This window comes from Bradyrhizobium betae (assembly GCF_004123905.1).
Taxonomy (GTDB): domain Bacteria; phylum Pseudomonadota; class Alphaproteobacteria; order Rhizobiales; family Xanthobacteraceae; genus Bradyrhizobium; species Bradyrhizobium betae_A.
In genome coordinates, this window is record NZ_MZXW01000033.1 from 1 (window position 1) to 22059 (window position 22059).

The 22059-nt window shown below is 64.0% G+C and carries 23 protein-coding genes; 10 read left to right on the forward strand and 13 right to left on the reverse strand.

Annotated features, from left to right (window positions below; translation table 11 throughout):
• Window positions 1-368 precede the first annotated feature (368 nt).
• Window positions 369-758: a nuclear transport factor 2 family protein gene (locus B5V03_RS24390; RefSeq protein WP_129272924.1), complete on the forward strand. Its 390-nt coding sequence runs from the start codon at window positions 369-371 to the stop codon at window positions 756-758.
• Window positions 759-1092: 334 nt separating this feature from the next.
• Here the strand turns inward: B5V03_RS24390 and B5V03_RS24395 are convergent, their stop codons facing one another.
• Window positions 1093-1887, reverse strand: coding sequence for an outer membrane protein (locus tag B5V03_RS24395; protein WP_129272925.1), 795 nt, complete (start codon window positions 1885-1887; stop codon window positions 1093-1095).
• A gap of 308 nt (window positions 1888-2195) precedes the next feature.
• Window positions 2196-3131: a LysR family transcriptional regulator gene (locus B5V03_RS24400; RefSeq protein ID WP_129273055.1), complete on the reverse strand. Its 936-nt coding sequence runs from the start codon at window positions 3129-3131 to the stop codon at window positions 2196-2198.
• 129 nt (window positions 3132-3260) lie between these two features.
• Between B5V03_RS24400 and B5V03_RS24405 the strand changes: the two genes are divergently transcribed.
• Both B5V03_RS24405 and B5V03_RS24410 read left to right on the forward strand, forming a co-directional pair.
• A complete protein-coding gene (locus B5V03_RS24405; protein WP_129272926.1) occupies window positions 3261-3590 on the forward strand; it encodes a nuclear transport factor 2 family protein in 330 nt (109 codons plus the stop codon).
• Window positions 3587-4375 carry an SDR family oxidoreductase gene (locus tag B5V03_RS24410; protein WP_129272927.1) on the forward strand — a complete coding sequence of 263 codons (789 nt, stop codon included), beginning with the start codon at window positions 3587-3589 and terminating at the stop codon, window positions 4373-4375. Before B5V03_RS24405 ends, B5V03_RS24410 begins: the two co-directional genes overlap by 4 nt.
• Before the next feature lie 284 nt (window positions 4376-4659).
• On the opposite strand, the gene B5V03_RS24415 is transcribed toward B5V03_RS24410, so the two are convergent.
• The 6 genes from B5V03_RS24415 to B5V03_RS24440 all read right to left on the reverse strand — a co-directional run bounded on the left by B5V03_RS24415 (window position 4660) and on the right by B5V03_RS24440 (window position 10091).
• Window positions 4660-5475, reverse strand: coding sequence for an ABC transporter permease (locus B5V03_RS24415; RefSeq protein ID WP_164988246.1), 816 nt, complete (start codon window positions 5473-5475; stop codon window positions 4660-4662).
• Complete coding sequence (locus tag B5V03_RS24420; protein ID WP_129272929.1) at window positions 5475-6338, reverse strand: ABC transporter permease; 864 nt, start codon at window positions 6336-6338, stop codon at window positions 5475-5477. Before B5V03_RS24420 ends, B5V03_RS24415 begins: the two co-directional genes overlap by 1 nt.
• A 19-nt stretch (window positions 6339-6357) precedes the next feature.
• Window positions 6358-7404: an ABC transporter substrate-binding protein gene (locus B5V03_RS24425; protein WP_129272930.1), complete on the reverse strand. Its 1047-nt coding sequence runs from the start codon at window positions 7402-7404 to the stop codon at window positions 6358-6360.
• Between the two features lie 24 nt (window positions 7405-7428).
• Window positions 7429-8523: an ABC transporter ATP-binding protein gene (locus tag B5V03_RS24430; RefSeq protein WP_129272931.1), complete on the reverse strand. Its 1095-nt coding sequence runs from the start codon at window positions 8521-8523 to the stop codon at window positions 7429-7431.
• Window positions 8524-8628: 105 nt separating this feature from the next.
• Window positions 8629-9378, reverse strand: coding sequence for an aspartate/glutamate racemase family protein (locus B5V03_RS24435; RefSeq protein ID WP_164988247.1), 750 nt, complete (start codon window positions 9376-9378; stop codon window positions 8629-8631).
• A 2-nt stretch (window positions 9379-9380) separates the two neighbouring features.
• Window positions 9381-10091 carry a GntR family transcriptional regulator gene (locus B5V03_RS24440; RefSeq protein WP_129272933.1) on the reverse strand — a complete coding sequence of 237 codons (711 nt, stop codon included), beginning with the start codon at window positions 10089-10091 and terminating at the stop codon, window positions 9381-9383.
• 199 nt (window positions 10092-10290) lie between these two features.
• Here B5V03_RS24440 and B5V03_RS24445 point away from each other — a divergent pair, with 199 nt between their 5' ends.
• The 5 genes from B5V03_RS24445 to hydA are packed head-to-tail and all read left to right on the forward strand — an operon-like array spanning window position 10291 to window position 15068.
• Entirely contained in the window at window positions 10291-11295 is a 1005-nt protein-coding gene (locus B5V03_RS24445) for an ABC transporter substrate-binding protein (RefSeq protein ID WP_129272934.1), read from the forward strand.
• Window positions 11279-12130, forward strand: a complete 852-nt coding sequence (locus B5V03_RS24450; protein ID WP_129272935.1) for an ABC transporter permease — start codon at window positions 11279-11281, stop codon at window positions 12128-12130. Before B5V03_RS24445 ends, B5V03_RS24450 begins: the two co-directional genes overlap by 17 nt.
• Window positions 12130-12906 (forward strand): ABC transporter ATP-binding protein, encoded by a 777-nt coding sequence (locus B5V03_RS24455; RefSeq protein WP_129272936.1) that lies wholly within the window; start codon window positions 12130-12132, stop codon window positions 12904-12906. Before B5V03_RS24450 ends, B5V03_RS24455 begins: the two co-directional genes overlap by 1 nt.
• A gap of 9 nt (window positions 12907-12915) precedes the next feature.
• Complete coding sequence (locus B5V03_RS24460; protein ID WP_129272937.1) at window positions 12916-13647, forward strand: maleate cis-trans isomerase family protein; 732 nt, start codon at window positions 12916-12918, stop codon at window positions 13645-13647.
• A gap of 11 nt (window positions 13648-13658) precedes the next feature.
• On the forward strand, window positions 13659-15068 hold the full coding sequence (hydA, locus tag B5V03_RS24465; RefSeq protein WP_164988248.1) for a dihydropyrimidinase: 1410 nt from the start codon (window positions 13659-13661) through the stop codon (window positions 15066-15068).
• Between the two features lie 27 nt (window positions 15069-15095).
• Here the strand turns inward: hydA and B5V03_RS24470 are convergent, their stop codons facing one another.
• From B5V03_RS24470 to B5V03_RS24490, 5 genes are all read right to left on the reverse strand, one after another.
• Window positions 15096-16136: a Bug family tripartite tricarboxylate transporter substrate binding protein gene (locus B5V03_RS24470; protein ID WP_129272939.1), complete on the reverse strand. Its 1041-nt coding sequence runs from the start codon at window positions 16134-16136 to the stop codon at window positions 15096-15098.
• Between the two features lie 214 nt (window positions 16137-16350).
• Window positions 16351-17106, reverse strand: coding sequence for a siderophore-interacting protein (locus B5V03_RS24475; protein ID WP_245502330.1), 756 nt, complete (start codon window positions 17104-17106; stop codon window positions 16351-16353).
• 18 nt (window positions 17107-17124) lie between these two features.
• The gene (locus B5V03_RS24480) at window positions 17125-17814 is read right to left on the reverse strand and encodes an O-methyltransferase (RefSeq protein WP_129272940.1); all 690 of its coding nucleotides are present in this window, start codon (window positions 17812-17814) and stop codon (window positions 17125-17127) included.
• Between the two features lie 105 nt (window positions 17815-17919).
• Window positions 17920-18744 carry an AraC family transcriptional regulator gene (locus B5V03_RS24485; protein ID WP_129272941.1) on the reverse strand — a complete coding sequence of 275 codons (825 nt, stop codon included), beginning with the start codon at window positions 18742-18744 and terminating at the stop codon, window positions 17920-17922.
• Between the two features lie 100 nt (window positions 18745-18844).
• Window positions 18845-19783 (reverse strand): LysR family transcriptional regulator, encoded by a 939-nt coding sequence (locus B5V03_RS24490; protein ID WP_164988261.1) that lies wholly within the window; start codon window positions 19781-19783, stop codon window positions 18845-18847.
• A gap of 170 nt (window positions 19784-19953) precedes the next feature.
• Between B5V03_RS24490 and B5V03_RS24495 the strand changes: the two genes are divergently transcribed.
• Complete coding sequence (locus B5V03_RS24495; RefSeq protein WP_129272943.1) at window positions 19954-20574, forward strand: UbiX family flavin prenyltransferase; 621 nt, start codon at window positions 19954-19956, stop codon at window positions 20572-20574.
• A gap of 25 nt (window positions 20575-20599) precedes the next feature.
• A complete protein-coding gene (locus tag B5V03_RS24500; protein ID WP_164988249.1) occupies window positions 20600-22021 on the forward strand; it encodes a UbiD family decarboxylase in 1422 nt (473 codons plus the stop codon).
• The last annotated feature ends 38 nt before the right edge of the window (window positions 22022-22059 follow it).

Here is a 22059-nt window from a genome sequence, read left to right on the forward strand (position 1 = left end):
GAACTCGTAGAACAACGCAGCCTGTTCGACTTGCCGATGTCCCATCATGATCTTCAGTCCTGCCAATTAGACTGACTGAATCACTGATCCCTCTGCGTCGCAACAGTCGCCTTTTTCAACACAATCGACCCTCAGCGGACATTCAGCAGAAGCCTCGAAATTCCATCACGGAATTCTGGCCAAGCGCGCGCAGCGTGAGCCCGGAACGATTTTTACCGAAGGTTGTTGAGGCTCAAGTTGTCTGATGTCGCTTCTATCCTGGCATGAGGCAGCAAGGGAGGGCACTTGGTCCAGCTTGGGGCCCCGAGCTCTTTGTTGAGGAGTTGCGGCGGCCTTTCGTTCGGTCGAACTCTCAAAGGAAAAATGGCATGACGAACAGCACACTCGATCTGGCACGTGCCAGGTTAAAGGCATACGTCCATAAGGATCGGACAGCAATTGAAGCGCTTCTTGCGGACGATTATCACTTCTCAAGTCCAATCGACAATGAGTTGGATCGCGCGACTTATCTGCGGCGCTGCTGGCCCAACAGCGAAAAAACCAGTTCGTTCGATGAAGTCATCGCGACCGAGGATGGAAACCGAGCAGTCATCGTCTATGAGGCAGCTGCTGCAGGAGGTCACAGGTTTCGTAATTGTGAGGTAACCACCGCTCGCGGAGACAAGATCGTTCGGGTGGAAGTCTACTTTGGATGGGATATGCCTCACAAAGCTCCGAAGGGCGGCTTTATCGAAAATGACGGCGAGGGTCACGCTTAGCAGGATGCCGGTCGATCTGCCATCAATAACGCGGCTTTGGCATTTGTCCGTGTTGAGGCAGCGCTGACGATTTTCGTGCTGATGCCGCTTCTGCTGTTCGCGATGGACGCGCTTTTCCTGCGCATCATGGTCCCGACTGCGATAACCACCGCCTGGTTCTCAATAGAGTATTGTTAGTAGTCGGTAGACAGACGGACGTATTGTGCCGCTCGACACATCCTTTGCGACTGAGGCAACGTCCCTTGAGACATCCGCGATCTATGATTCCGCCAAGGCGGGTGCAAAAGGCCCCGGACGATGCCGGGGCCTTTGAGTCGCCGGAGAGAAGCCCAGATCAGAACTTCGCGACGAGCGGACTACCCCAGTTGAAGCGGTAGTTGATGCGCGCCGTGATCAGATCGACATCCTGACGAATCGTGTCGGTGCGGAATACGCCGCCGACCGGTATGACAGCGGCACCCAAAACGCCTGTCGACGTGAAGCTGTGGCTATGGTTACCCATGAACAGGTGATCGTACTCGACCGCAACGGACCAATTCGGCGCGAAACCGAATTCGAGGCCCGTTCCGACGACACCACCCCAGCGGGTTTCACTCGCTGAATCGAACAGCGCGCCAGTGGCGGTCACCGTGCCACGGTATTTGTCGTCGGTTACGGCGGCGCCACCCTTTACATACCAAAGAACGTTGTTCCAGGCATAGCCGACCTGGCCGGTGAACAGGCCGAACGCCTCGATCTTGGAATTGTTAGTCCAAGCGGGAATGAAAGCGCTGACATTGGATCCGTTTAAATCAGCCCAGTCGCCCTGCGCTTCGAGACCGAACACCCAACCGGCGGTCTGCCAACGATAGCCAATCTGACCGCCAACCACGCCGCCGGTCGCATCATGACAACCTTCGCGGAAAATGGGGACGACAGTTGCACCGGGGAAGTTCGTAATATCCCAGCACTTATGGCTCGATCCCCAACCGCCGTTGGCGCCGATATAGAAGCCGCTCCAGTCGTAGATCGCAGCCACCGCCGGAGGTGGCGCCTTGGTGTAGGGACGTGCAGCCAGATCAGCGGCCGACGCGGGAGCGGCCACGCCTACTGCTATTAGACCCGCCATACCAACCAGAAACTTCTGCATGGGATTTCTCCATCTCCATCGCTTCTGATTTGTACGAAGCGATAACTGCACTGGCGACCGCCAACAACTTTGTTCCGGCCAATTGCGATTGCTTCCACGCTGAATGATAGACGATCCGGCCCTGAGATTCCGTGCCTCAAATGCAACTATCGGTTTTTGAAGTGCGGCGAAAAAAGGACCAGTTGCATGGACAGGCCTGCTGACCTTTCAAGGCAGATGCGAAGATTGGAGAATGCTGTTTGCTGCGCTGGCTCGAGTCCGGAAGTGGCCCCATAACCGACGTTGAATTTACAGCGGTCGAATGTCCGTTACTGGCGCTTCCGAACCCTTGACGGCGTCAGGGTACTGCTGGCTCCGCTTTGCCGCCGCGCGAAGTCGACAAACGCCTTGAACGCGGCGGTCGGGTTGCGTCGGCTCGGATAGTAGAGGCTTAACGGCGACCGAATGGGCGTCCAATCCTCGAGCACGGGCACAAGGCGACCTGCCTCGATGTCGTCTCGCACGTCGGACTCCATCGCCAGGGTGAGACCGACGGAAGCGAGGGCCGCGGTGCGCGCGAGGCTCGCTTCGTCGAGGGTGATGGGACCCTCAACGTCGACATGGACCGATTGTCCGTCCTTCTCGAACGGCCAGCGGTAGATTGCACCATCGGGAAGCCGGACGCGGAGACAGGAATGCTCGGCGAGATCCTGGGGGATCAGGGGCGTCCCATGCGCTTTCAAATAGCTCGGTGTTCCCACCACAACACTGCGCCGCGCGCCCCCCAATGGCAGTGCGATCATGTCGGCCGGCACAAGATCTGAGCTACGGACGCCGAGGTCGAAGCCGCCCGCGACAACGTCCACCAGGCGCCCCTCTGTGACGATGTCGATGTGGACCTGAGGGTGCGCTCGGAGAAACGGTAGGACAAGCCACGAGAAGATTTCCCGCGCCGCTGTCGGAAACGCATTGATGCGCAGTGTGCCCGAAGGCGTGGCTTGTTGAGAGCGCGCAACTTCCATCGCCTCATGAATGTCCTGCACGGCAGGAGCGACTTGTGCGACGAACCGCTGACCTGCCTCTGTCAAGGAGACGCTTCGCGTCGTCCGGTTGAAGAGCCGGACGCCGAGCGTGCGCTCCAGCTTTCCGACCGCATTGCTGAGCGCGGTCGTTGAGACCCCGAGCTCAAGCGCCGCCGTTCGGAACTTGCCCCGGCGGGCGACCATGAGAACGGCGTCCAATTCGTTCAGGCTGCTCTGCAATATTATCCCGATTTTCGTGATGAAACGTCCCGAATTGTCCTGATTATCGTCCCAGATGTCCATCGCTATCTTGGCTGGCACGCGCACTTGCAGCCGCCCCAGGCTGCGACCGCAGCAAGCAGGACAAAAACAATGTCGCTCGAACTACCTACCCCGATCGCCGCGTATGTGGCTGCGAACGCCCGCCTCGACGCCGATGGCATGCTGAAACCCTTCGCAGCCGACGCCATCCTTCGCGATAACGGCACCGTTCTTCGGGGGCACGCGGAAATCAGGCGGTTGCTTGAGGAAGCGGTGGTCGCTGCAAAGGCGATCTTTACGCCGGACACCCTCCGGCACGAGGGCGGTCAGGTCGTGCTCGAAGGCCCTGGCCATGGCGACTTCAAGGGCAGCCCGATCCGATTCACCTATCGCTTCACGCTCGAAAATGACGCCATCAAAGCCCTGGAGATCACGGCATGAGCATCGCAGCTGATCCGACAGAGTTCGCGGGCAAGCGCGTCCTCGTCAGCGGCGGCACCAAAGGTCTGGGCCGCGCCACCGTCGACCGCTTCCTGGCCGGCGGCGGCCGGGTGATCACCGCCGCCCGCGGAGCGATGGAGCCTGTCGACGGCGTCGAGTTCGTCCAGGCAGACCTGACAACGTCCGAGGGTGGGGAAGCGCTGGCCAAGGCGGCGCTCGCGCGTATGGGCGGCTTAGACATCTTGGCCCACGTCATCGGCGGTTCGTCCACGCCAGGCGGCGGCTTTGTCGCTCTGACGGACGAGCACTGGCTCTCCGAACTGAATCTGAACCTCCTGGCCACGGTCCGCCTTGATCGTCTCCTGGTTCCGCAGATGATCGAGCGGGGCGCCGGCGCGGTGGTGCACGTCGGCTCCATCCAGTCGGTCCTGCCTCTGCCCGAGGCGACGACCGCCTACGCCGCCGCCAAAGCCGCGCTCAGAACCTACAGCAAGTCGATCTCCAAGGAGCTGGGACCGAAGGGCGTGCGGGTCAACGTCGTCTCCCCCGGCTGGATCATGACCGAGTCCTCCGTCGACCTGTTGAAACGTCTGCAGGCCGCCAATGGCGGCACGATCGAGCAGGCGCGGCAAGTCGTCCTCGACAGTCTGGGCGGGATTTCCATCGGGCGTGCGGCCGAACCTTATGAGGTCGCCGACGTCATCGCCTATTTGGCCTCGGATCGCGCCGCCTCGATCCACGGCGCGGAGTTTGTCATCGACGGCGGCACCGTCCCGACCGTCTGATCAGAGGGACTCGTCCACGCTTGGCCGAGCTGACCGAGCGTGGACAGACGCATGCCCATGGCCTGATTGTCCCCCTCTGCTCTCCGGCCTTACAGCGGTGTCCGCTGTTGGGCCCACAGGCGACGTCCGACCTTGTCCGCGTTTGCGCCGCAACGAGAGGAGAAGCGAACATCGGTCACGCGGTCGCTCAATGAGCACGCGCCCTACCAGCGTTCATCGCGCTTTGAGTTGTCGATTGGGCGTGATCTTTGCGGAAAACCCCTTCGCAACTTCCGGATCATGCCTTAGTTCGTCAGCCGTCGCGACAGGCCGGTGACGCGCTCCATCACCGCGACCAGCGCGACGGTGGCGATGATCAGCACGCCCGAAAGTGCTGCGATGGTCACATCCAGCTTGCCCTCGAGATCCTGCCACATCCGGATCGGCAGCATGTCGGTGGCGGCATCGCGCAGGAACAGCGAGACCGGCACGTTGTCGAAGGACGACATGAAGGCGATGAAGGCGCCCGCAATGATGCCCGGCCGGATCAGCGGCAGCACGATGCGGCGGAACGTGTAGAGGCGGCTGGCGCCCAGCACCGCCGAGCTTTCGAGCAGGGTCGGCTCCAGCTGGGCGAGCGCTGCGACCGTGTTGCGCACGACATAGGGCACGCAAACCACGGTGTGACCGATCACCAGCGTCAGCGGCGACACCGGCAGGCCGACCAGCGAGAACAGCATCAAGGCGGCAAGGCCGAAGGCCAGCGCGGGCAAGACCAGCGGCGACATGAAGAGCGAATCGAGCAGGCGCGCCGACAGCGTCGGCGAGCGCGAGATCGCGAGTGCGGCGGCGACGCCGAGCACGACGGACAGGCCCGTCGCCCACAGCGCGACGATGAGGCTGTTCTTGGCGGCAAAATGCAGCTGCCAGGCATCCCAGAGCTCGGCGTACCAGCGCAGCGAATAGCCGGGCGGCGGGAATCGCAGCGAGAAACCGCTGGTGAAGGAGACGATCAGCACCACGAGAGAGGGCGCGATGATGATGATCAGCGCGATCAGTGCGATCACGGTCATGACAAACTCGAAGCTGAAGGCTTCCAGGGTGCGCTTGCGGCCAGCCATCACGCGCCTCCATAGCCGCGCGACAGGCGGCCGAGCGTGGTGAAGACGGAGACGACCGCGAGCACGGCGAGCAGGAAGATGATCGAGATTGCCGATGCAAACGGCCAGTTCTGCAAGGTCGAGGCCTGCTGATACAGATACATCGGCATGAACAGCATCTGCCCGCCGCCGATCAGCGACTGGGTGATGAAGGCGGTGATCGCGGCGGCATAGGTCAGCGTGCACCCGGCGATCACGCCCGGCAGCGACAGCGGCAGCACGACCTTGAAGAACGTGCGCCAGCTGCCGGCGCCGAGCGAGCAGGAGGCATCATCGAGATTGGGATCGATCCGGCCGAGCGCGGTGATCAATGGCAGCGTCATCAGCGGCATCTGCACCTGCGCCAGCGCAATCACCACGCCGAACTGGGTGTAGAGCAGCTTTAAGGGCGTATCGATGACTCCGAGGGATTGCAGCGTCGCATTGATGATGCCCTGGCGGCCCAGGATGACGATCCAGGCGAAGGTGCGCACCACGACGCTGGTCAAAAGCGGCAGCAGCACGATCAGGATGATGACAGTCTGAAGCTTTGGTCCGACCCGTTGGTAGAGCCAGGCGATGGGGAAGCCGAGCACGAGGCAGACGGCGGTCACCTCGGCGCCCAGCAGCAGCGTCGAGCCGAGCACGCTGAGGCTGAAGGGGTCGGTGAGGAAGTGCAGGTACTGGCCGAGCCCCCAATGGAGCCCGGCCGTGTCGTTGTGCAGTGAGAGCCAGAGCAGTTGCAGCAGCGGCGCGACGAAGAAGAACAGAAAGAACAGCGCCAGCGGCGCTGCCAATCCCATCCCGTAAGACGTTACGTCGCGTGATGCCGGTGCTGTGCCCATCGCTCAGACCTTCATGGCTTTAGATCTTGATCTCGCGATTAAAACGCTCGATCCAGGCCGAGCGCTGCTCGTTGATCTTCTTCCAGTCCTGGAACACGAATTTCTGCTTCAGCTCGGCGGTGTCCTTGGCCAGCACGCGCGCGATCTCGCCGCCCATCGTCACCTTGGAATTGGTAGGCACGATCAGATAGGGCGGGTTCATCAGCGTGGTCTGCACCTCCGGCGTCAGCGACGCCTCGATCAGCTTGAAGGCGAGCTCGCGGTTGGACGAGTTCTTGACGATGTGGATCGTGGTCTTGAAGGCGATGGCGCCTTCCTTCGGCGCCACGAACTCGACCGGCACGCCGCGCGCTTTCAGGATCTGGATCGCGTTGAAATTGCCGGGCGAGATGTCGATCTGGCCCTGCTGGAACAGGGTCGCAAGCGCACCGGGATTGGCCGCGACCGCGGCGAGATTGGGCTTCAGCTCCTCCAGTGCCTTGAAGGCGGGATCGACATTGGCTTCGGAGCCGCCGCGCATCTTGGCGATCTCGACCAACCAGCCGGTGCCGAGCGTCGAGTTGAGATTGGTGATGCCGACGCGGCCCTTGAACTCCGGCTTCCAGAGATCGGCCCACGAGGTCGGCGGCGTCTTGATCGCCTCCGGATTGTAGGTGAGGCCGACGACCTGGAAAAACGGGGCGGGGCCCATCGGCTCCTGGGCCTCGGCGATCAGGTCCTTGTAATAGGCGCTCTTCTCGACCGGATAGGGCTCGACCAGATCCTGGCCGATCGCGACGAGCGCGGGGCCCGGATCGTGCAGCATGACGTCGATCGGCGGATTGGCCTTGGCCGCATTCACCTTCGCGATTTGGTCGACCGAGAGCATGGGGTCGAGCACCATCGCGGCATCGGCGTTGGCTTTCCGGAACGCCGGCACCAGCACGGCCTTGTGCGCTTCCTCCCAGCTTCCTGTAAAAGTCGCAAACACCAGCGGCCGGGCCTGGGCAAAGCTCAGTCCCGGAAACGCCTTCATGGCGCCGAGCGCGAGCGCGGTCGTCATCAGGCTTCGGCGGTTCATGATCATGGTCGAACTCCCTCTGGACTGGATCTAAAGCGTTGCGGGAAAGGCGTTGGCGAGTGATGGGGCGAGCGGCGCGAGGCGCACCGCCGCGCCACTCTCCAGCGCGCGCGTCTCGCCGATGCGCGCCTGGGAGACCTTGACGCCGGAGCCGTCGGCGGTGGTGACCTCATGCACGACCGTGGCGCCCAGCGGCAGCGACATGCCGACGACGCCGGCAAACCCGGTCTCGTCGCCGACGAATTGCAGATGCTCCGGGCGGATGCAGACGGTGACGCGGCCGCCCTCGGTGAGGACGCCGCCCGCAGGCCGCGCAATGATCTCAGCGCCGGCGTCGAGCCGTACTTTGGCGGCGGTCCGGTCCGCCGAGATCACAACGCCAGGCATGCGGTTGCTGGAGCCGACAAAGGTGTTCACGAACAGCGTTTGCGGGCGGTCGTAGACGTCGGACGGCGTGCCGAACTGTTCGAGCTTGCCGTGGCCCAGCACGGCGACACGATCGGCCATCGACAGCGCCTCTTCCTGGTCGTGCGTCACGATCAGCGTGGTGATGCCGGAGACGCGTTGCAGCCGCTTGATCTCGATCTGCATGTCGAGGCGCAAATTCTTGTCCAGCGCCGCAAAGGGCTCGTCGAGCAGCAGGATCGACGGCTTGATGGCGAGCGCGCGGGCCAGCGCGACGCGCTGCTGCTGGCCGCCGGAGAGCTGTCGCGGCAGCCGCTCGGCCATAGCAGGCAGTTGCACCAGCTCCAGCAGTCGCTGCGCCTCGCGCTGGCGTGTCGCCCTGTCGATGCCGCGGGCGGCAAGGCCGTAGCCGACGTTCTCGCTGATCGACAGATGCGGAAACAGCGCGTAATTCTGGAACACGATGCCCACCGCGCGCCGGTTCGGCGGCAGCGCGTCGACGATGTCGTCGCCGATGATGATCCGCCCCTGCGTCTGCGCGATGAAGCCGGCGATGATCCGCAAGAGCGTGGTCTTGCCGCAGCCGGAGGGCCCAAGCAGCGCGATGATCTCGCCGCCCTTGACATCGAGATTGATGTTCTCGACCGCGAGCGCACCGCTAGGATAGCGGTGGGTGACGGCGTCGACGACGAGCGAACGTCCGCCTTGCGCTTCAGCCATGATGTTGCCTCCCGTTGCCCCGGAGGGGAAAGCAAGTCTCGTGCCCTGGTCCGGCCGCGCGATCGAAAAGCGATTGAAGCTCCTTCGTCACCGGCCAAAGCTCCCCTAGCTGTCGCGATGCTCGAGCCGCGCGGCGAGCGCGTCGGCAAGACCCATGGTGGGTTTGGCGGCGGGCCGGCGGAACGTCCCGGCTGTCGCCTTGCGCAGGCGCAGCGCCACCAGCGCCTCCGCCTGCTTGACGGCGGCGACGACCTGATCGACCACGGGGACAGGGATCCGGTCGGCGACGCGCCCGGCCAAGCCGGAGAGCGGGGCGCCCGCAAAGATCAACACGTCGGCCTCGTCCTCGACGATGGCGCGCTGCGCGAGCTCAACGAGCAGGTTCTCCTTCTCGGTGCCGACCTCCGAAATCGCCTTGAACGGCGTATCGAGCATGCGAATGCCGGCGCAGCGCTCCCACAGCCCATGGGCGCGGACACATTCCTGGTACCAGGGCCCCAGGGCCTGGGCGAAAGTGACGATGGCGAAGCGGCGCCCAGCCATGCAGGCCGTCAGCATCGCGGCTTCAGCCAAGCCGATGACGGGAATGTCGAAGGTTTCGCGCGCGGCGAACAGGCCGGGATCACCGAACGCGGCGATGATTGCGGCATCGACCCTGGTGTGCTGCTCGGCCAGCATCTCCAGCGCGATGGCGCCGCCGATCTGCGCCTCGGTGCGCGTGGAGATATAAGGCACACCGCGCGAGGCGGTGCAGGGGACGATCTCGGTGCCGGGCGCGGCGGCGCGCTGCCCGACATCCGTCATCAACTCGGTGACGGCGGTGCTGGTGTTGGGGTTGAGCAGCAGCAGCTTCATGATCAGGCCGCCGTCAGCTTGGGTTTGGAGAGGGCGAGCGTCTCGAGCAGCGCGGTACCGGTCTGGCGGACATGGGCGCCGAGCAGGCGTCCTGCGGCCTCGCTATCGCGCGCCTCGAGGGCCGCGAGAATGCCGGCGTGCTCGTCGACCGAATTGCTCCAGCGCCGGTCGGCGCCAAGCGCCAGATAACGCGCGCGTTCGGCGCGGGAGATCAAGGTCTCGTGCGCCTCGCGCAGCGGCGTGTTGCGGGCCATGCGGACGATGGTGTTGTGGATCTCGCCGTTGATCGCGAAGTAATCGTCGAGCTTGCCGTTGCGGTGGTGACCCTCCATGCGGGCTTGAAGCGTGCGCAGGCGGGCGAGATCGCGTTCGGTGGCGCGCTCAGCGGCAAGCTCGGCGGCCAGCCGCTCGATGCCGGCGAGGGCTTCGAACAGCTCCGAAATTCCGTCGATCGCGATGCCGGCGATGCGTGGGCTGCGGTTGGGGCGCAGCTCGATCAACCCCTCGGCGGCCAGCACCTTCATGGCTTCACGAAGCGGCGTGCGCGACACGCCGAGCTCCTTCGATAGTTTTGTCTCCTGGGTCTGCGATCCCGGCGGCAGCTCGCCGCGAATGATCATCGTCCGCATCCGCGCGGCGGCGCGCTCGTGCAGCCCCATCCGCTTGAGTTTGGGCGACTTTCGTCCCTTCGGCGCTTCCGATTTTGGCTGCACGCGTTCCTCTTTGCTTCAGTTCATCCTAGCCGTTTCCGGTCCTTTGGCTTGCTTAAAATACCGACGCATCTCGCTGAAAACAATGGCACAACGCGCAAATTGTATGCAGCATGCAGAAACCGGATTGCGCTGCGGCGAAGGCCGACCGATGATCTCCGCAAGACGCGCGAGATCTCGCGCCTTCGAAACGGAGTGAGCGATGCGGACGAGTTTGCGACTGGGCCTCGTGGTAATGGCGGCAATGGTTGGTGGAGGCGATCTCGCCATCGCGCAGACCGCGAAGATTAAGCTCGGCTATGCCAAATGCGCGCACTGCCTGCCGATGTCGCTGATCTCGGGCATGGCGAAAGGCGTCGAGGTCGAGGCCACCGGATTCAACTCGGGCAATGACGTGCTCACGGCGCTGATCTCGAAGAGCATCGACGTCGCGCAGGTGACTTACCTTCACTACATCACCGCGCTCGACAAGGGTTTTGACGTCGTCGCCGTGTCCGGCCAGATCAACGGCGGTTCGGAATGCCTGTCGTCGGCGAAGCTGAACCTCCCGCCGGAGGATTGGGCCACGTTCAAGACGACTGTCGCCAAGGCGAAGAGCGACGGTCAGCCGCTGAAGGTCGCGGCCTCCCGCGGCAACGCGCAGGACATCCACATGCGCGGCGCGTTCCTGAAGCAGGGCGTCGATCCCAACAAGGACATCCAGTTCATCAACATTCCCAATCCGTCCGACCATCTCGCAGCGTTGCAGCGCGGCGAGGTCGACATGATCTGCACGGTCGAGCCGTTCGCCTCGCAAATCCGGCTTGCCGGTGCCGGCAAGCATTTTGTGCTGCCGTATGACCAGGCCGCGGGCAATCTGACCAACCTCATCGTCACCCGTTCCGACGTCATTGCCAGCCAGCGCGCCGGTGTGCAGGGCGTCGTCACCGCCGTGGTCGAGCTCGACAACAAGCTGATCGCCGACAAGGGCCCGTGGATCGAGGTCATCAACAAGCTCACCGGCCTCGACAAGAATGTTGCGACCGAGGCGCTGAAGAATGCTGCGCCCGATCCCGCGATCCATCGCTCGCAGACGCTCGCAATCGCCGCGATGATGCGCGACCTCAAATACATCTCGAAGGATGTCTCCCCGGACGCGGAGAAGAACATGGACTATTCGTTCCTGGAGCAGGCGACGGGAAAAGCCAAGAATGACCTCGGCTATTGATGTTGCTCCGGCCAAGCCGGCGTTCCGGCTGACGCGGGCGTTTCAGGGGCTCGAACGCCTCATCGTGCCCGCACTGCTGATCGCAGGCTGGGAAGCCTTCGCCCGCAGCGGCGTGTTGCCGCCCGCGCTGTTGCCGGCGCCGAGCGCGGTGCTGCATGCGCTCGGCGACTGGGTGTTCGGCTTCGACGAGACCACGCAGACCTATTCCGGGCACTGGCTGCGCGACGCGCTGGCCAGCGCTGTTCGCGTGTTCGGCGGCTTTGCACTGGCGAGCCTGCTCGGCATTCTCGCCGGTGTCGCGATCGGCTGGTCGCGCCTGTTCGAGAAGACGCTGGAGCCGACGCTGCAGATGCTGCGTCCGATCCCGCCGGTGTCGTGGATTCCGCTCGCCATCATCTGGTTCGGCATTGCCGACAAGCCGGCGATCTTCCTCGTCTTCCTCGGCGCCTTCTTTCCCGTGCTGATGAACGCCATTCACGGCGTGAAGACCGTGGACCATAATCTCGTGCGCGCAGGTGCGATGATGGGCGCCAACCAACGGCAGATGCTGACCGACATCGTGCTGCCGGCCGCGCTGCCGTCGATTTTCGCGGGCCTGCGCATCGCGGTCGGATCGGCCTGGATGCTGACGGTCACGGCCGAAATGGTCGCGGTGAAAAGCGGGCTCGGCTACGTCTTGTGGGATTCCTATTACTTCCTGCGCTATGACATCGTGCTTGCGGCGATGATCTCGATCGGGCTGCTCGGCTATCTCTCCGATTTCGGCCTCAAGGTGATCATGGCGCGCACGCTGCGCTGGCAGCAGACGACAACCGTGCAGGGCAGGGCGGGCTGATGGCGGCAATCGAGCTTCGCAACATCGTCAAAGTGTTTTCCGACAAGCGGCGCGGCCGCGACCTCCTGACGCTGGACAACATCAATCTCGACATCGAGGCCAATGATTTCGTCTGCTTGCTTGGTCCGTCCGGCTGCGGCAAGTCGACTTTGCTCAACATCATCGCCGGCTTCGAACAGGCGACGTCCGGCCGCACGCTGGTCGACGGCAAGCAGGTGGAACGACCCGGCTCGGACCGCGGCGTGGTGTTCCAGCAGCCGACCCTGATGCCGTGGCTGACGGCGATCGACAACATCGCCTTCCACCTCAAGCTCAAGGGCGTTGCGAAAGCCGAGCGCTACGACCGCGCCATGGAGTTCATTGATCTCGTGGGCTTGCGCGGTTTCGAGCACCACCATCCCTCCGAGATGTCCGGCGGCATGAACCAGCGCGTCGGCATCGCCCGTGCTCTGCTGATGAACCCGAGCGTGATCCTGATGGACGAGCCGTTCGCGGCGCTGGACGCCCAGACCAAGCTCGAAATGCAGGAGGAACTGGTGGCGATCTGGCAGAAGCGCCGCTGTACCATCGTGTTCGTCACTCACAGCGTCGACGAGGCGCTGGTGCTCGGCAACAAGATCGTGGTGATGACAAAGCGGCCGGGCCGGATCCGTGAGGCCGTCAATTTCGACCTGCCGCGGCCACGGGACATCACCAGCCCCGAATTCAATGACGCCAAGCGTCGCATCCTGTCCCTGATCCGGGAGGAGTCGACGCGCCTTGCACAGGCGTCGTAAGGTAGAGCCATGCGCAAACGTCTCGGCATGATCACGCCGTCCTCCAATTCGGTGCTGGAGCCCGTCACCAGCGCCATGCTGCATGGCGTGACTGATGTCACCGCGCATTTCTCCCGTTTCCGCGTCACCGAGATCGCGCTCGATGCCGCCGCGCTGAACCAGTTCGACGCCTCGGTGATGTTGCCGGCGGCCGATCTGCTGGCGGACGCCAAGGTCGACGCCATTGCCTGGAACGGCACCTCGGCGAGCTGGCTCGGCATTGGCCGCGACCGGAGCCTGTGCGAGGCAATCACGGCGCGCACCGGTGTCCCCGCGACGACCTCCACGCTCGCCTGTATCGATGCCGCCCGCGCACTGGGCGCAAGGCGCGTCGGCCTGGTCTCGCCCTATACCGACGACGTGCAGCGGCGGATTGGCGATGTCTGGGCCGATGAGGGGATCGCCCCGCATGCCGAGCGGCATCTCGGGCTTCGCGACAACTTTTCCTTTGGCGAGGTCACGCCCGCAACCATAGCGGACATGATCCGCGCGGTCGCGGCCGAGGGCGCCGATGCCGTCGTGATCCTCTGCACCAATCTCGACGGTGCGGCGCTTGCGCCCTCGCTCGAACGGGAACTGGACATCGCCGTCCTGGATTCGGTCGCGGTCACGCTGTGGCGGACCCTTGAGCTCGCCGGCGGCGACATCGGGGCCCTTGCGGAGTGGGGCCGGATATTCCAGACATCGGCGGCCATCAAGTAAGGGAGACTCACGTGACGCAGCTCGATCTCGCCATTCGCGGCGGCACCATCGTGACGGCCAGCGACGAGTTTCGCGCCGATATCGGCGTTCGCGACGGTCGCATCGTCAGCATTGCTGACAGCATCGAAGGCGCCGCGAGCGAGATCGACGCGACGGGCCTGCTGGCTCTGCCGGGCGGCATCGACAGCCATGTGCATATCTCGCAAGCCTCGGGCCCCGACGTGGTGATGGCGGACGATTTTGCCTCGGCGACGCGCTCGGCGGCGGCCGGCGGCAACACCATGGTGCTGCCCTTTGCGCTTCAGGAGAAAGGCACGTCGCTGCGAACCTGTGTCGAGAACTACCGCAAGCTCGCCGAGGGCGAGTGCTATATCGACACCGCGTTCCACCTGATCATCTCCGATCCCACCGCGGTCGTGCTCGGGCAGGAGCTGCCGGCGCTGGTCAAGGACGGTTACACCTCGTTCAAGGTGTTTATGACCTATGACGACCTCGTGCTCAGCGACAAGCAGCTGCTCGAGGTGTTCGACGTCGCGCGCCGCGAGGAGGCGCTGGTGATGGTCCATTGCGAGGGCTACGACGCCATCCGCTTCCTCACCAGCAAGCTCGAGCGCGAGGGCCATATCGCCCCCTATTATCACGGCACCTCGCGGCCGCAGGCCGTCGAGCGCGAGGCGACGCATCGCGCCATCAGCCATGCCGAGGTGATCGGCGTTCCCATCATGATCGTGCACGTGTCCGGGCGCGAGGCGATGGAGCAGGTGCGTTGGGCCCAGCAGCGCGGATTGCCGGTGCATGCGGAAACCTGCCCACAATACATCACGCTCACGGCCGACGACATGAAGGGCCTGAACATGGACATCACGGGCGCAAAATATGTCTGCTCGCCTCCGCCGCGCGATGCCGAGAGCCAGCAGGCGATCTGGGAGGGCATCACCACGGGCGTGTTCCAGACCTTCTCGTCCGATCACTGCCCATTCCGCTACGACGATCCCAAGGGCAAGCTGACGCCGAATGCGCGGACCTCGTTCCGCTGGGTGCCGAACGGCATCCCCGGCGTCGAGACGCGGCTGCCGATCCTGTTCTCAGAGGGCGTCTCGAAGGGACGCATCAGCTTGCAGAAGTTCGTCGAGCTGACCGCGACCAACCATGCGCGGATTTACGGCCTTTACCCGCGCAAGGGCTCGATCGGTGTCGGCTTCGATGCCGATATCGTGCTGTGGGACCCGAAGCTGACGAAGAAGATTCAGCAGGCCGATCTGCACCACGGCGCGGACTACACGCCGTGGGAGAGCTTTGACGTCACCGGCTGGCCGGTCACCACCATCGCACGCGGCCGCGTGGTGTACGAGCAGGGCAAGATCGTCGGCGACAAGGGCGCGGGCGAGGTGCTGAGCCGCGGCAAGTCGAGCCTGGTGTAGCCAGTCACATCTGCTCGATGTGGCTGATCACATCGGCTCGATGCCGATCTTCTTGATGATCCCGGCCCATTTCGTGGTCTCTGATGTCATGAAGTCCGTCAGGCTCTTGGGGTCCATCACCAAGGGCTCGGCGCCCTGCTCGACGAAGAGGGCTCGCACCTTCGGATCGTTCACGGCTTCGACCATCGCTTTATAGAGTTTGTCGATGACGGCCTTATCGCTATTCGCCGGCGCAAGCAGCGCAAGCCAGGCGGCGCTCTCGTAATTCTTCAGGCCGGCTTCGGCCGCGGTCGGCACATCCGGCAGCGCGGTCATGCGCTTGTCGTTGGCAACCGCGAGCGGACGTGCATCGCCGCTCTTGATCAGGCCAAGGACGTTCGGCAACAGCTGGAAACCGAGCGGGACCTGGCCCGCGATAAAATCAGGCGTGTAGGCGGCGATGTTGCGGTAGGGAACGTGCGTGAGCTCGGTGCCGGTCAGCTGCTCGAAATAGGCGGCGGCCAAATGCTGCGACGAACCGACACCGACCGTGCCATAGTTCAGTTCGCGGGGATGCGCCTTGGCGTAGTCGATCAGCTCGGCCAGCGATTTCGGCGGCAGTTTTGAATTGATCACGATGACATTCGGCAGCGTGGCGAACAGGCCGATCGGGGTGAGGTCCTTCAACGGATCGTAGGGCAGATCCTTGTAGAGCGACTTGTTCGCAGCCAGCGGGCCGGAGGTGCTCATCAGCAGGGTGTAGCCGTCTGGTGCGGCATGCGCGGCGGCCGCGGTGCCGATATTGCCGCCGGCGCCGGGGCGGTTGTCGACCACAAAGGCTTGTCCTGTTGACGTCGACATACGGTTGAGCAGGATGCGCGTGATGACGTCGCTGGCGCTGCCGCCGGCAAAGGGCACGAGCACCTGGACAGGACGGGCGGGATAGTCTTGCGCTTGCGCAGGTCGCAGCCCCGCGGCGGCGAGAGCGGCGCCTGCGCCGAGTGAGAGCAACGATCTCCGGTCAGGGCGAAATGCCTTGCTCGGCTGCTGAGCGCTGACCGTGATGTTGCTGTGATCGAACCGTGTCATCTCGGACTGAATCTCCCGACTGTATCTTGTTCTGCCAGACCTGGGACTGTCCGGGACAAGGGTCATCGGGGATAAGCGCCAGGTCGCGATTTTCTGCGCCTGGATCGTAGTTAGCTCGCGAATACGACCGTCATGCCTGCTCGTCTCAAAACTTACCAACCCGTCTCATTCTGCCGCGGGCGCGACATCTTGTCCGAGTGCGACGACAGGGACGCTAGTCGAGTCCGATCTTGCCGGGAGCCCAATAGGCTTTGGCCTTGATCCGCAATGACGCGACGCCCGCAGCTTTCAGCGCGCGGCTGACACGCTGGATCGACGACGCTTTGCCTGTCAGGACGAATTGCGCTCCGTTTGCAGCAAGGCGCAGCATTTCCGCCTCGACGGCCGCGAGATGGGTGTCGCCGGCGCTGCGGGTGATCAGTCTCGCTTGACCGAGGTTGATGCCATCCAGCACTTGCCGCGATTCTGCGACATCTGTGACTTCGAACATGTGGAGCGCGCCGCCGGCCCGCGAATTGTCGCGCAGGGCTGCAGCCAGTGCGAACGACGTCTCATCGCCGAACAGAACGACGGGCGCTACGAGGTCGGCAATATCGAGTGAGCGGCGCGGACCGAAGAGCTGACACCTATCGCCTTCGCGCAAACCGCTCGCCCATCGGCTGCCGGGGCCGTCGCCATGCGCGAAGGCGAGGAGGCGGGTCCTGCCGTGGCCGGTGTCCCACGACATCGGCGTGTAGGTGCGCGCGCTGAGGCCCGCACCCATCGCGACCTGGATCTTCTGGCCGGCGGTCCATGCGACGTCCCTGAGTGCTTCGCCTTCGAGCTCGATGAGCCGAAGGCGCCGCGAGAGCGTCTCGACGGCAGCGACGCGCGCAGGGCGCATCAGCCATCGCAGCAGCATCCGCGTGACGCGCCCTTGCGGTGCCTGCGATGGCTCGGAGATTTGCGGCTGCTGGCTGGGCTCGTTCAAGGCTTGGCTCCCGGATTGTCAGGTCTTGATCGTGAATTCGTTGCCGCGCCCCGGATTGAAAGGTAGCGGCAGCGAGAGATAACCGTTCCGGGGATCGCGGACGTAGTCGATGTAGCCTGAGGCTTCCTCGAACGCGTTCTCGCCGACGACGAGCGCGCCGGGCTTCAGGTGCGGCTCCAGCAATTTGAGAATGGGAAGATAGAGTGTGAAGGCGCCATCGAGCATCACCATGTCGATGTCGCCGCCGAGGTCGGAGTTGAGGGTTTCGCGCGCATCGCCGAGTCGAAACTCGACGAAATCGGCGAGCCCCGCGGCGGCGACGTTCGCCCGCGCCCGCTCAATCTTGCCGGGTTCGAGATCGGTCCCGATCAGGCGGCCGCCGCCCATGTCGCGCAGTGCTGCCGCCATGTAGATCGCGGAAATCCCCATCGAGGAGCCGAACTCGACGATGCGTTTCGCCTTGCAGGAGCGGACGCACATGTAGAGGAAGAGTCCCAACCGCGGCGAAACGCTCAGGAAGTTGTCTGCGAAACCGTTGTAGAGCCCCTTCAAGTCGCGGCTTTCGGCCTCGATGACCCGGCCAATGATCTCCTCGCGGCTGCTGGTCCCATTTGTAAAGGTCTGTGCCAGCGGCGCATCGGCGGCTTCCGCTTCCTGATGGAGACGACGAAGAACGTCGGCGGCGAGGTCGTCAGTGAGTGAATCCATGTTTGTCGGCTCCTTCGGAATGCGCACGGCGCGCGTCGGAGCCTGCTTACGAAATCGCCCCTCCATCCGCATTCCGCGGACGCGACAATCGATTGCGATTTCCGGTCAATGCGCAGCGAGACGGCGTTCGGCGAGATATCGCGCCGGCGGCTTACCCAGTGCCTTGCGGAACATGGTGACGAAGGCGCTCGCGCCCTCGTAGCCGAGATCGAGCGCCACGGCCTGGACCGACGATCCCTGGTCGAGGCGTTGAAGCGCGATCAGGATGTGGAGCTGCTGGCGCCAGCGGCCAAAGCTCATGCCGGTCTCGCGTTGCAGGATGCGGGTGAGGGTGCGCGGCGCCATCGCGATGCGCCGGCCCCAATCGTCGATGGTCGCGCGGTCGGAAGGATTTTCCATCATCGCGCTGGCAATCCGGCGCAACCTGACATCTTCAGGCATCGGGAAGCGCAATCCCTCGACCGGTGCCAGCGAGAGCTGGTCGAGCAGCACCGTCGCGATCCGGCCGTCGGTGCCGTCGATGTCGTACAGGGCAGGCATGTGGGTGGCATGGACCAGCAGGCGCTCCAGCAAGGGAGAGATCGTCAGCGCGCAGCATTGCCGGGGCAGCCTCAGTGCCGCATCCGGCTCGACGAACAGACAATAGATCTCGACATCGCCGGCGACGTTCACGCTGTGGGCGACATCACGGGGAATCCAGACCGCGCAGCGCGGCGGCACGATCCAGACGCTTTGCCCGGCTTCCAGCCTGACGACGCCGCGCAAGGCCAACACAAGCTCGTCCTTGCGATGCGCGTGCATGGCCACCTCGGTGCCGTTCGTGACCATTTCGCCGCCGAAAGCAGCGATGGCGCGCGGCACGTCCTCCGGATTGAAATCGATGGTGTCATCCGGGCGAAGATCGCCGTCGTTGAGCCGGAAGAAGGGCATGGCGGGATGATTGATCGACCTGGAGGGATGGGCAGGACCCAACCAATATCAGGCCGACGATTGCGACTTTCAACGCAGTGAGATCGAATCTCGATGGGTTCTAAACAGCTCGCTTCCTTGGCTTCCTGCGGGAGGACGGCTCCACGAACTCTCTCGCGACCGCTGCGGCCTGCGCGAGGTCGTGGCTGATGATTTCGAGCACGGCCTTGGCCGCGACAGACACCGCCCGCCGGGGATGATGCACCCAGGCGATCGAGCGCACGATCCGCTGTTCGTCGAAGCGATGTGCACGGATGGTGCCGCTTGCAAGCGACTGCCGAAGCGCGATCGTCGGCAGCACCGTCGCGAAATCGGTGGTTGCGATGACGTCGCAGAGGGCGGGCAGCGTGTCGAGCTCGAGCCGCGGGCGCAGGTCGATACCGACAGCAGCGGCGTGCTCGTCCAGGATCAGCCGCAGGCCGTGGCGTTTCGAGGGCAGCACCAGGTCGAAATTCGCGATGTGGTCGAAGCGCAGTTTGGCCGCTGGCTTCATTGGGCTGTCCTTGCGGAAGGCGAACACCATCTCCTCGTCCATGATGTGATGCGCGGCCAGTGGCGTCTTCCGGCGCGGCACGTTGATCAGCGCGAAATCGAGCTGGCCGGTGTTGACCCAGTCGACCAGCGTCTCCGTGTAGCCCTCGCAGGCCGACAGCGTGATCTCGGGATAGCGGCTGGCAACCGTCGCCGACGAACTCGCCATCGTGCTCTGCGCCACCGAGGTGATGAGGCCGACCGAGACGCGGCCCGAGATGCGCCCGCCGAGTTGCGCCATCTCCTGGCGCGCATGCTCGGCATCGCGCACGATCGGCGCCGTCAGCCGCACCAGCGCCTCGCCGGCACTGGTCAGCGTCATGCCCTGGACGCTGCGGTCGAACAGCTTTTGGCCAAGCTCGGCCTCGAGCTTGGCGATCTGCATGCTCAGCGCCGGCTGCACGATGTTGAGCTGGCGCGCGGCGCGCGTGACGTTCTTCTCCTCGGCCAGGCACAGGAAATATTGCATCTGCCGGAGTTCCACGGGCGTGTCCTTCGTTCGCCGATCTTGCTTGCTGTCGATCATTTCAGATGATGAATGATATAATCAATCATTATTTGTGGTGATGGTTGCGATTGCCTAGTCTGGTGATGGACCGCAGCCTCAGGCGCGCGTGCCCAGGGAGCGAAACCAGAAATATGCAGGACGCAACGCCCAAGCGGATGATCATCGGCATTTCCGGCGCTTCGGGCGTCACCTATGGCGTGCGCCTGCTCCAGCTGCTGCGCAATGCCGGCGTCGAGACCCATCTGGTGATGTCGAAGACGGCCGAGCTGACTTTTGCCTATGAGACCGATCTGAAGATCGCGGAGGTAAGGGAGCTCGCCAATGTCTGCCATGCGATCGACGACATGGCCTCGGCAATCTCGAGCGGCTCGTTCCGCACCGCGGGGATGATCGTGGCGCCGTGCTCGATGCGCTCGATGTCCGAGATCGCTTCGGGCGTCACTACCACGCTGCTCACCCGCGCCGCAGACGTCGTGCTCAAGGAGCGCCGGCGCCTGGTGCTGATGGTGCGCGAGACCCCGCTGCACACCGGGCATTTGCGGACGATGACGGCGCTGTCCGAGACGGGTGCGATCATCGCGCCGCCGGTGCCGGCCTTCTACGCCAAGCCGGAAAACCTCGACGACATGGTCGAGCACACCGTCGGCCGTGTGCTCGACCTCTTTGACATCGATATCGGCGTGGTGCGCCGCTGGGGCGAGGACGAGGCGCTCAAGCGCCGCTCGCCGTCGCTGCGCAAGATCGGGCCCTGACCTGAAGACCTCCAAGGAAAGTCATATGCAAATGGAAACTCCGGCCAGGACAAGTGTAAATGCGCCTGCTGATCTGCGCGCGTGGCTCGCTTATCTCGCCCAACGCGGCAAGCTCGCGATTGCCCGCGAGGGCATTGGTCTGGCCGACGAACTCGCCGCAATCGCCAAGCGTCTGGAGCGCGAAAGTGCCGTGCTGTTTCCGCGTCCTGACGGGCACGCGATTCCCGTTGTTGCGAACCTCTTTGCCGGCCGCGACTGGGTCGCCGAGTCCATCGGGGTGACCGAGGACCAGCTGCTGCCGCGGTTTCTTGCTGCCGCAAGCCATCCGCTGCCGACGCATGAGGTTGCGAGTGGGCCGGTGCAGGACGTCGTTCACAACGAGGTCGATCTGCTCCGCCAGCTTCCGGTGCCCAAGCACAATGAGCGCGACAGCGGTCCCTACATCACCGCCGGCCTGCTGATCGCCCGCAATCCCAGGACGGGTGTGCAGAACGTCTCGATCCACCGCTGCCAGATCTCTGGCAAGAACCGCATCGGCGTGCTGCTACTGCCGCGGCACACGTTCTCCTATTATCGCTTTGCGGAGGAGATGGGCCAGGCGCTGGAGATCGCGATCGTCATCGGCGCGCATCCGGCGCTGATGCTGGCATCTCAAGCCATCGCCGCGCTCGACGAGGACGAGATGGCGATCGCAGGCGCGCTGCTTGGTTCGCCGGTCGATGTCGTGAAATGCCGCACCAATTCGGTTCGCGTTCCCGCGCATGCGGAGATCGTGATCGAAGGACGTATCCTGCAGGGCGTGCGCGAGCCGGAAGGGCCGTTCGGCGAATTCCCTCAATATTACGGCCCGCGCGCCAATCGCGAGGTGATCGAGGTCGATGCGATCACGCATCGCAGGGCGCCAATCTTTCACACGATCGTCGGCGGCGGTTTCGAGCATCTGATCCTCGGCGGCGTGCCACGCGAGGCGACGCTGCTTCAGCATCTGCGCCGCAGCTTCCCGAATGTGCTCGACGTTCGCCTGACGCGCGGCGGCACCTGCCGCTACCATCTTGCCATCAAGATCGACAAGACCAACGACGGTGAGCCCAAGAACATCATGATGTGCGCTTTCGGCGCGCATTACGACATCAAGCAGGTGATCGTGGTGGACAAGGACGTCGACATCTCCTCGTCCGAGGAGATCGAATGGGCGGTGGCGACGCGCTTCCAGGCCGACCGCGATCTCATGGTCGTATCAGGCGCGCTCGGCTCAAAGCTCGATCCGACCACCGACAACGGCATCGGCGCCAAGATGGGCCTCGATGCGACCGCGCCGGTCAGCGCGCCCGAGCTCGCTTTCAAGCGCATCCGCGTCAGGGGCGAGGAGGAGGTCGATCTCGCCACCGCCTTGCAGGCCGACCCGGGCGCCGCGGTCGCGCGGTTTCTTGCGGAGGCGCGGACGTGAGCGGGTTACCGGCCGATAGGGACTTGCGTCGCTTTGCG

What these genes read in the sequence shown, in the direction of transcription:
- B5V03_RS24445 (WP_129272934.1), top strand. Translation starts at nt 10,291, where the DNA reads ATGCGGACGAGTTTGCGACTGGGCCTCGTGGTAATGGCGGCAATGGTT.
- B5V03_RS24460 (WP_129272937.1), top strand. Translation starts at nt 12,916, where the DNA reads ATGCGCAAACGTCTCGGCATGATCACGCCGTCCTCCAATTCGGTGCTG.
- B5V03_RS24430 (WP_129272931.1), bottom strand. Translation starts at nt 8,523, where the DNA reads ATGGCTGAAGCGCAAGGCGGACGTTCGCTCGTCGTCGACGCCGTCACC.
- B5V03_RS24480 (WP_129272940.1), bottom strand. Translation starts at nt 17,814, where the DNA reads ATGGATTCACTCACTGACGACCTCGCCGCCGACGTTCTTCGTCGTCTC.
- B5V03_RS24420 (WP_129272929.1), bottom strand. Translation starts at nt 6,338, where the DNA reads ATGGGCACAGCACCGGCATCACGCGACGTAACGTCTTACGGGATGGGA.
- B5V03_RS24455 (WP_129272936.1), top strand. Translation starts at nt 12,130, where the DNA reads ATGGCGGCAATCGAGCTTCGCAACATCGTCAAAGTGTTTTCCGACAAG.
- B5V03_RS24485 (WP_129272941.1), bottom strand. Translation starts at nt 18,744, where the DNA reads ATGCCCTTCTTCCGGCTCAACGACGGCGATCTTCGCCCGGATGACACC.
- B5V03_RS24500 (WP_164988249.1), top strand. Translation starts at nt 20,600, where the DNA reads ATGCAAATGGAAACTCCGGCCAGGACAAGTGTAAATGCGCCTGCTGAT.
- B5V03_RS24435 (WP_164988247.1), bottom strand. Translation starts at nt 9,378, where the DNA reads ATGAAGCTGCTGCTGCTCAACCCCAACACCAGCACCGCCGTCACCGAG.
- B5V03_RS24470 (WP_129272939.1), bottom strand. Translation starts at nt 16,136, where the DNA reads ATGACACGGTTCGATCACAGCAACATCACGGTCAGCGCTCAGCAGCCG.
- B5V03_RS24415 (WP_164988246.1), bottom strand. Translation starts at nt 5,475, where the DNA reads ATGGCTGGCCGCAAGCGCACCCTGGAAGCCTTCAGCTTCGAGTTTGTC.
- B5V03_RS24495 (WP_129272943.1), top strand. Translation starts at nt 19,954, where the DNA reads ATGCAGGACGCAACGCCCAAGCGGATGATCATCGGCATTTCCGGCGCT.
- B5V03_RS24390 (WP_129272924.1), top strand. Translation starts at nt 369, where the DNA reads ATGACGAACAGCACACTCGATCTGGCACGTGCCAGGTTAAAGGCATAC.
- B5V03_RS24405 (WP_129272926.1), top strand. Translation starts at nt 3,261, where the DNA reads ATGTCGCTCGAACTACCTACCCCGATCGCCGCGTATGTGGCTGCGAAC.
- B5V03_RS24450 (WP_129272935.1), top strand. Translation starts at nt 11,279, where the DNA reads ATGACCTCGGCTATTGATGTTGCTCCGGCCAAGCCGGCGTTCCGGCTG.
- B5V03_RS24425 (WP_129272930.1), bottom strand. Translation starts at nt 7,404, where the DNA reads ATGATCATGAACCGCCGAAGCCTGATGACGACCGCGCTCGCGCTCGGC.
- B5V03_RS24395 (WP_129272925.1), bottom strand. Translation starts at nt 1,887, where the DNA reads ATGCAGAAGTTTCTGGTTGGTATGGCGGGTCTAATAGCAGTAGGCGTG.
- B5V03_RS24490 (WP_164988261.1), bottom strand. Translation starts at nt 19,783, where the DNA reads ATGCAATATTTCCTGTGCCTGGCCGAGGAGAAGAACGTCACGCGCGCC.
- B5V03_RS24410 (WP_129272927.1), top strand. Translation starts at nt 3,587, where the DNA reads ATGAGCATCGCAGCTGATCCGACAGAGTTCGCGGGCAAGCGCGTCCTC.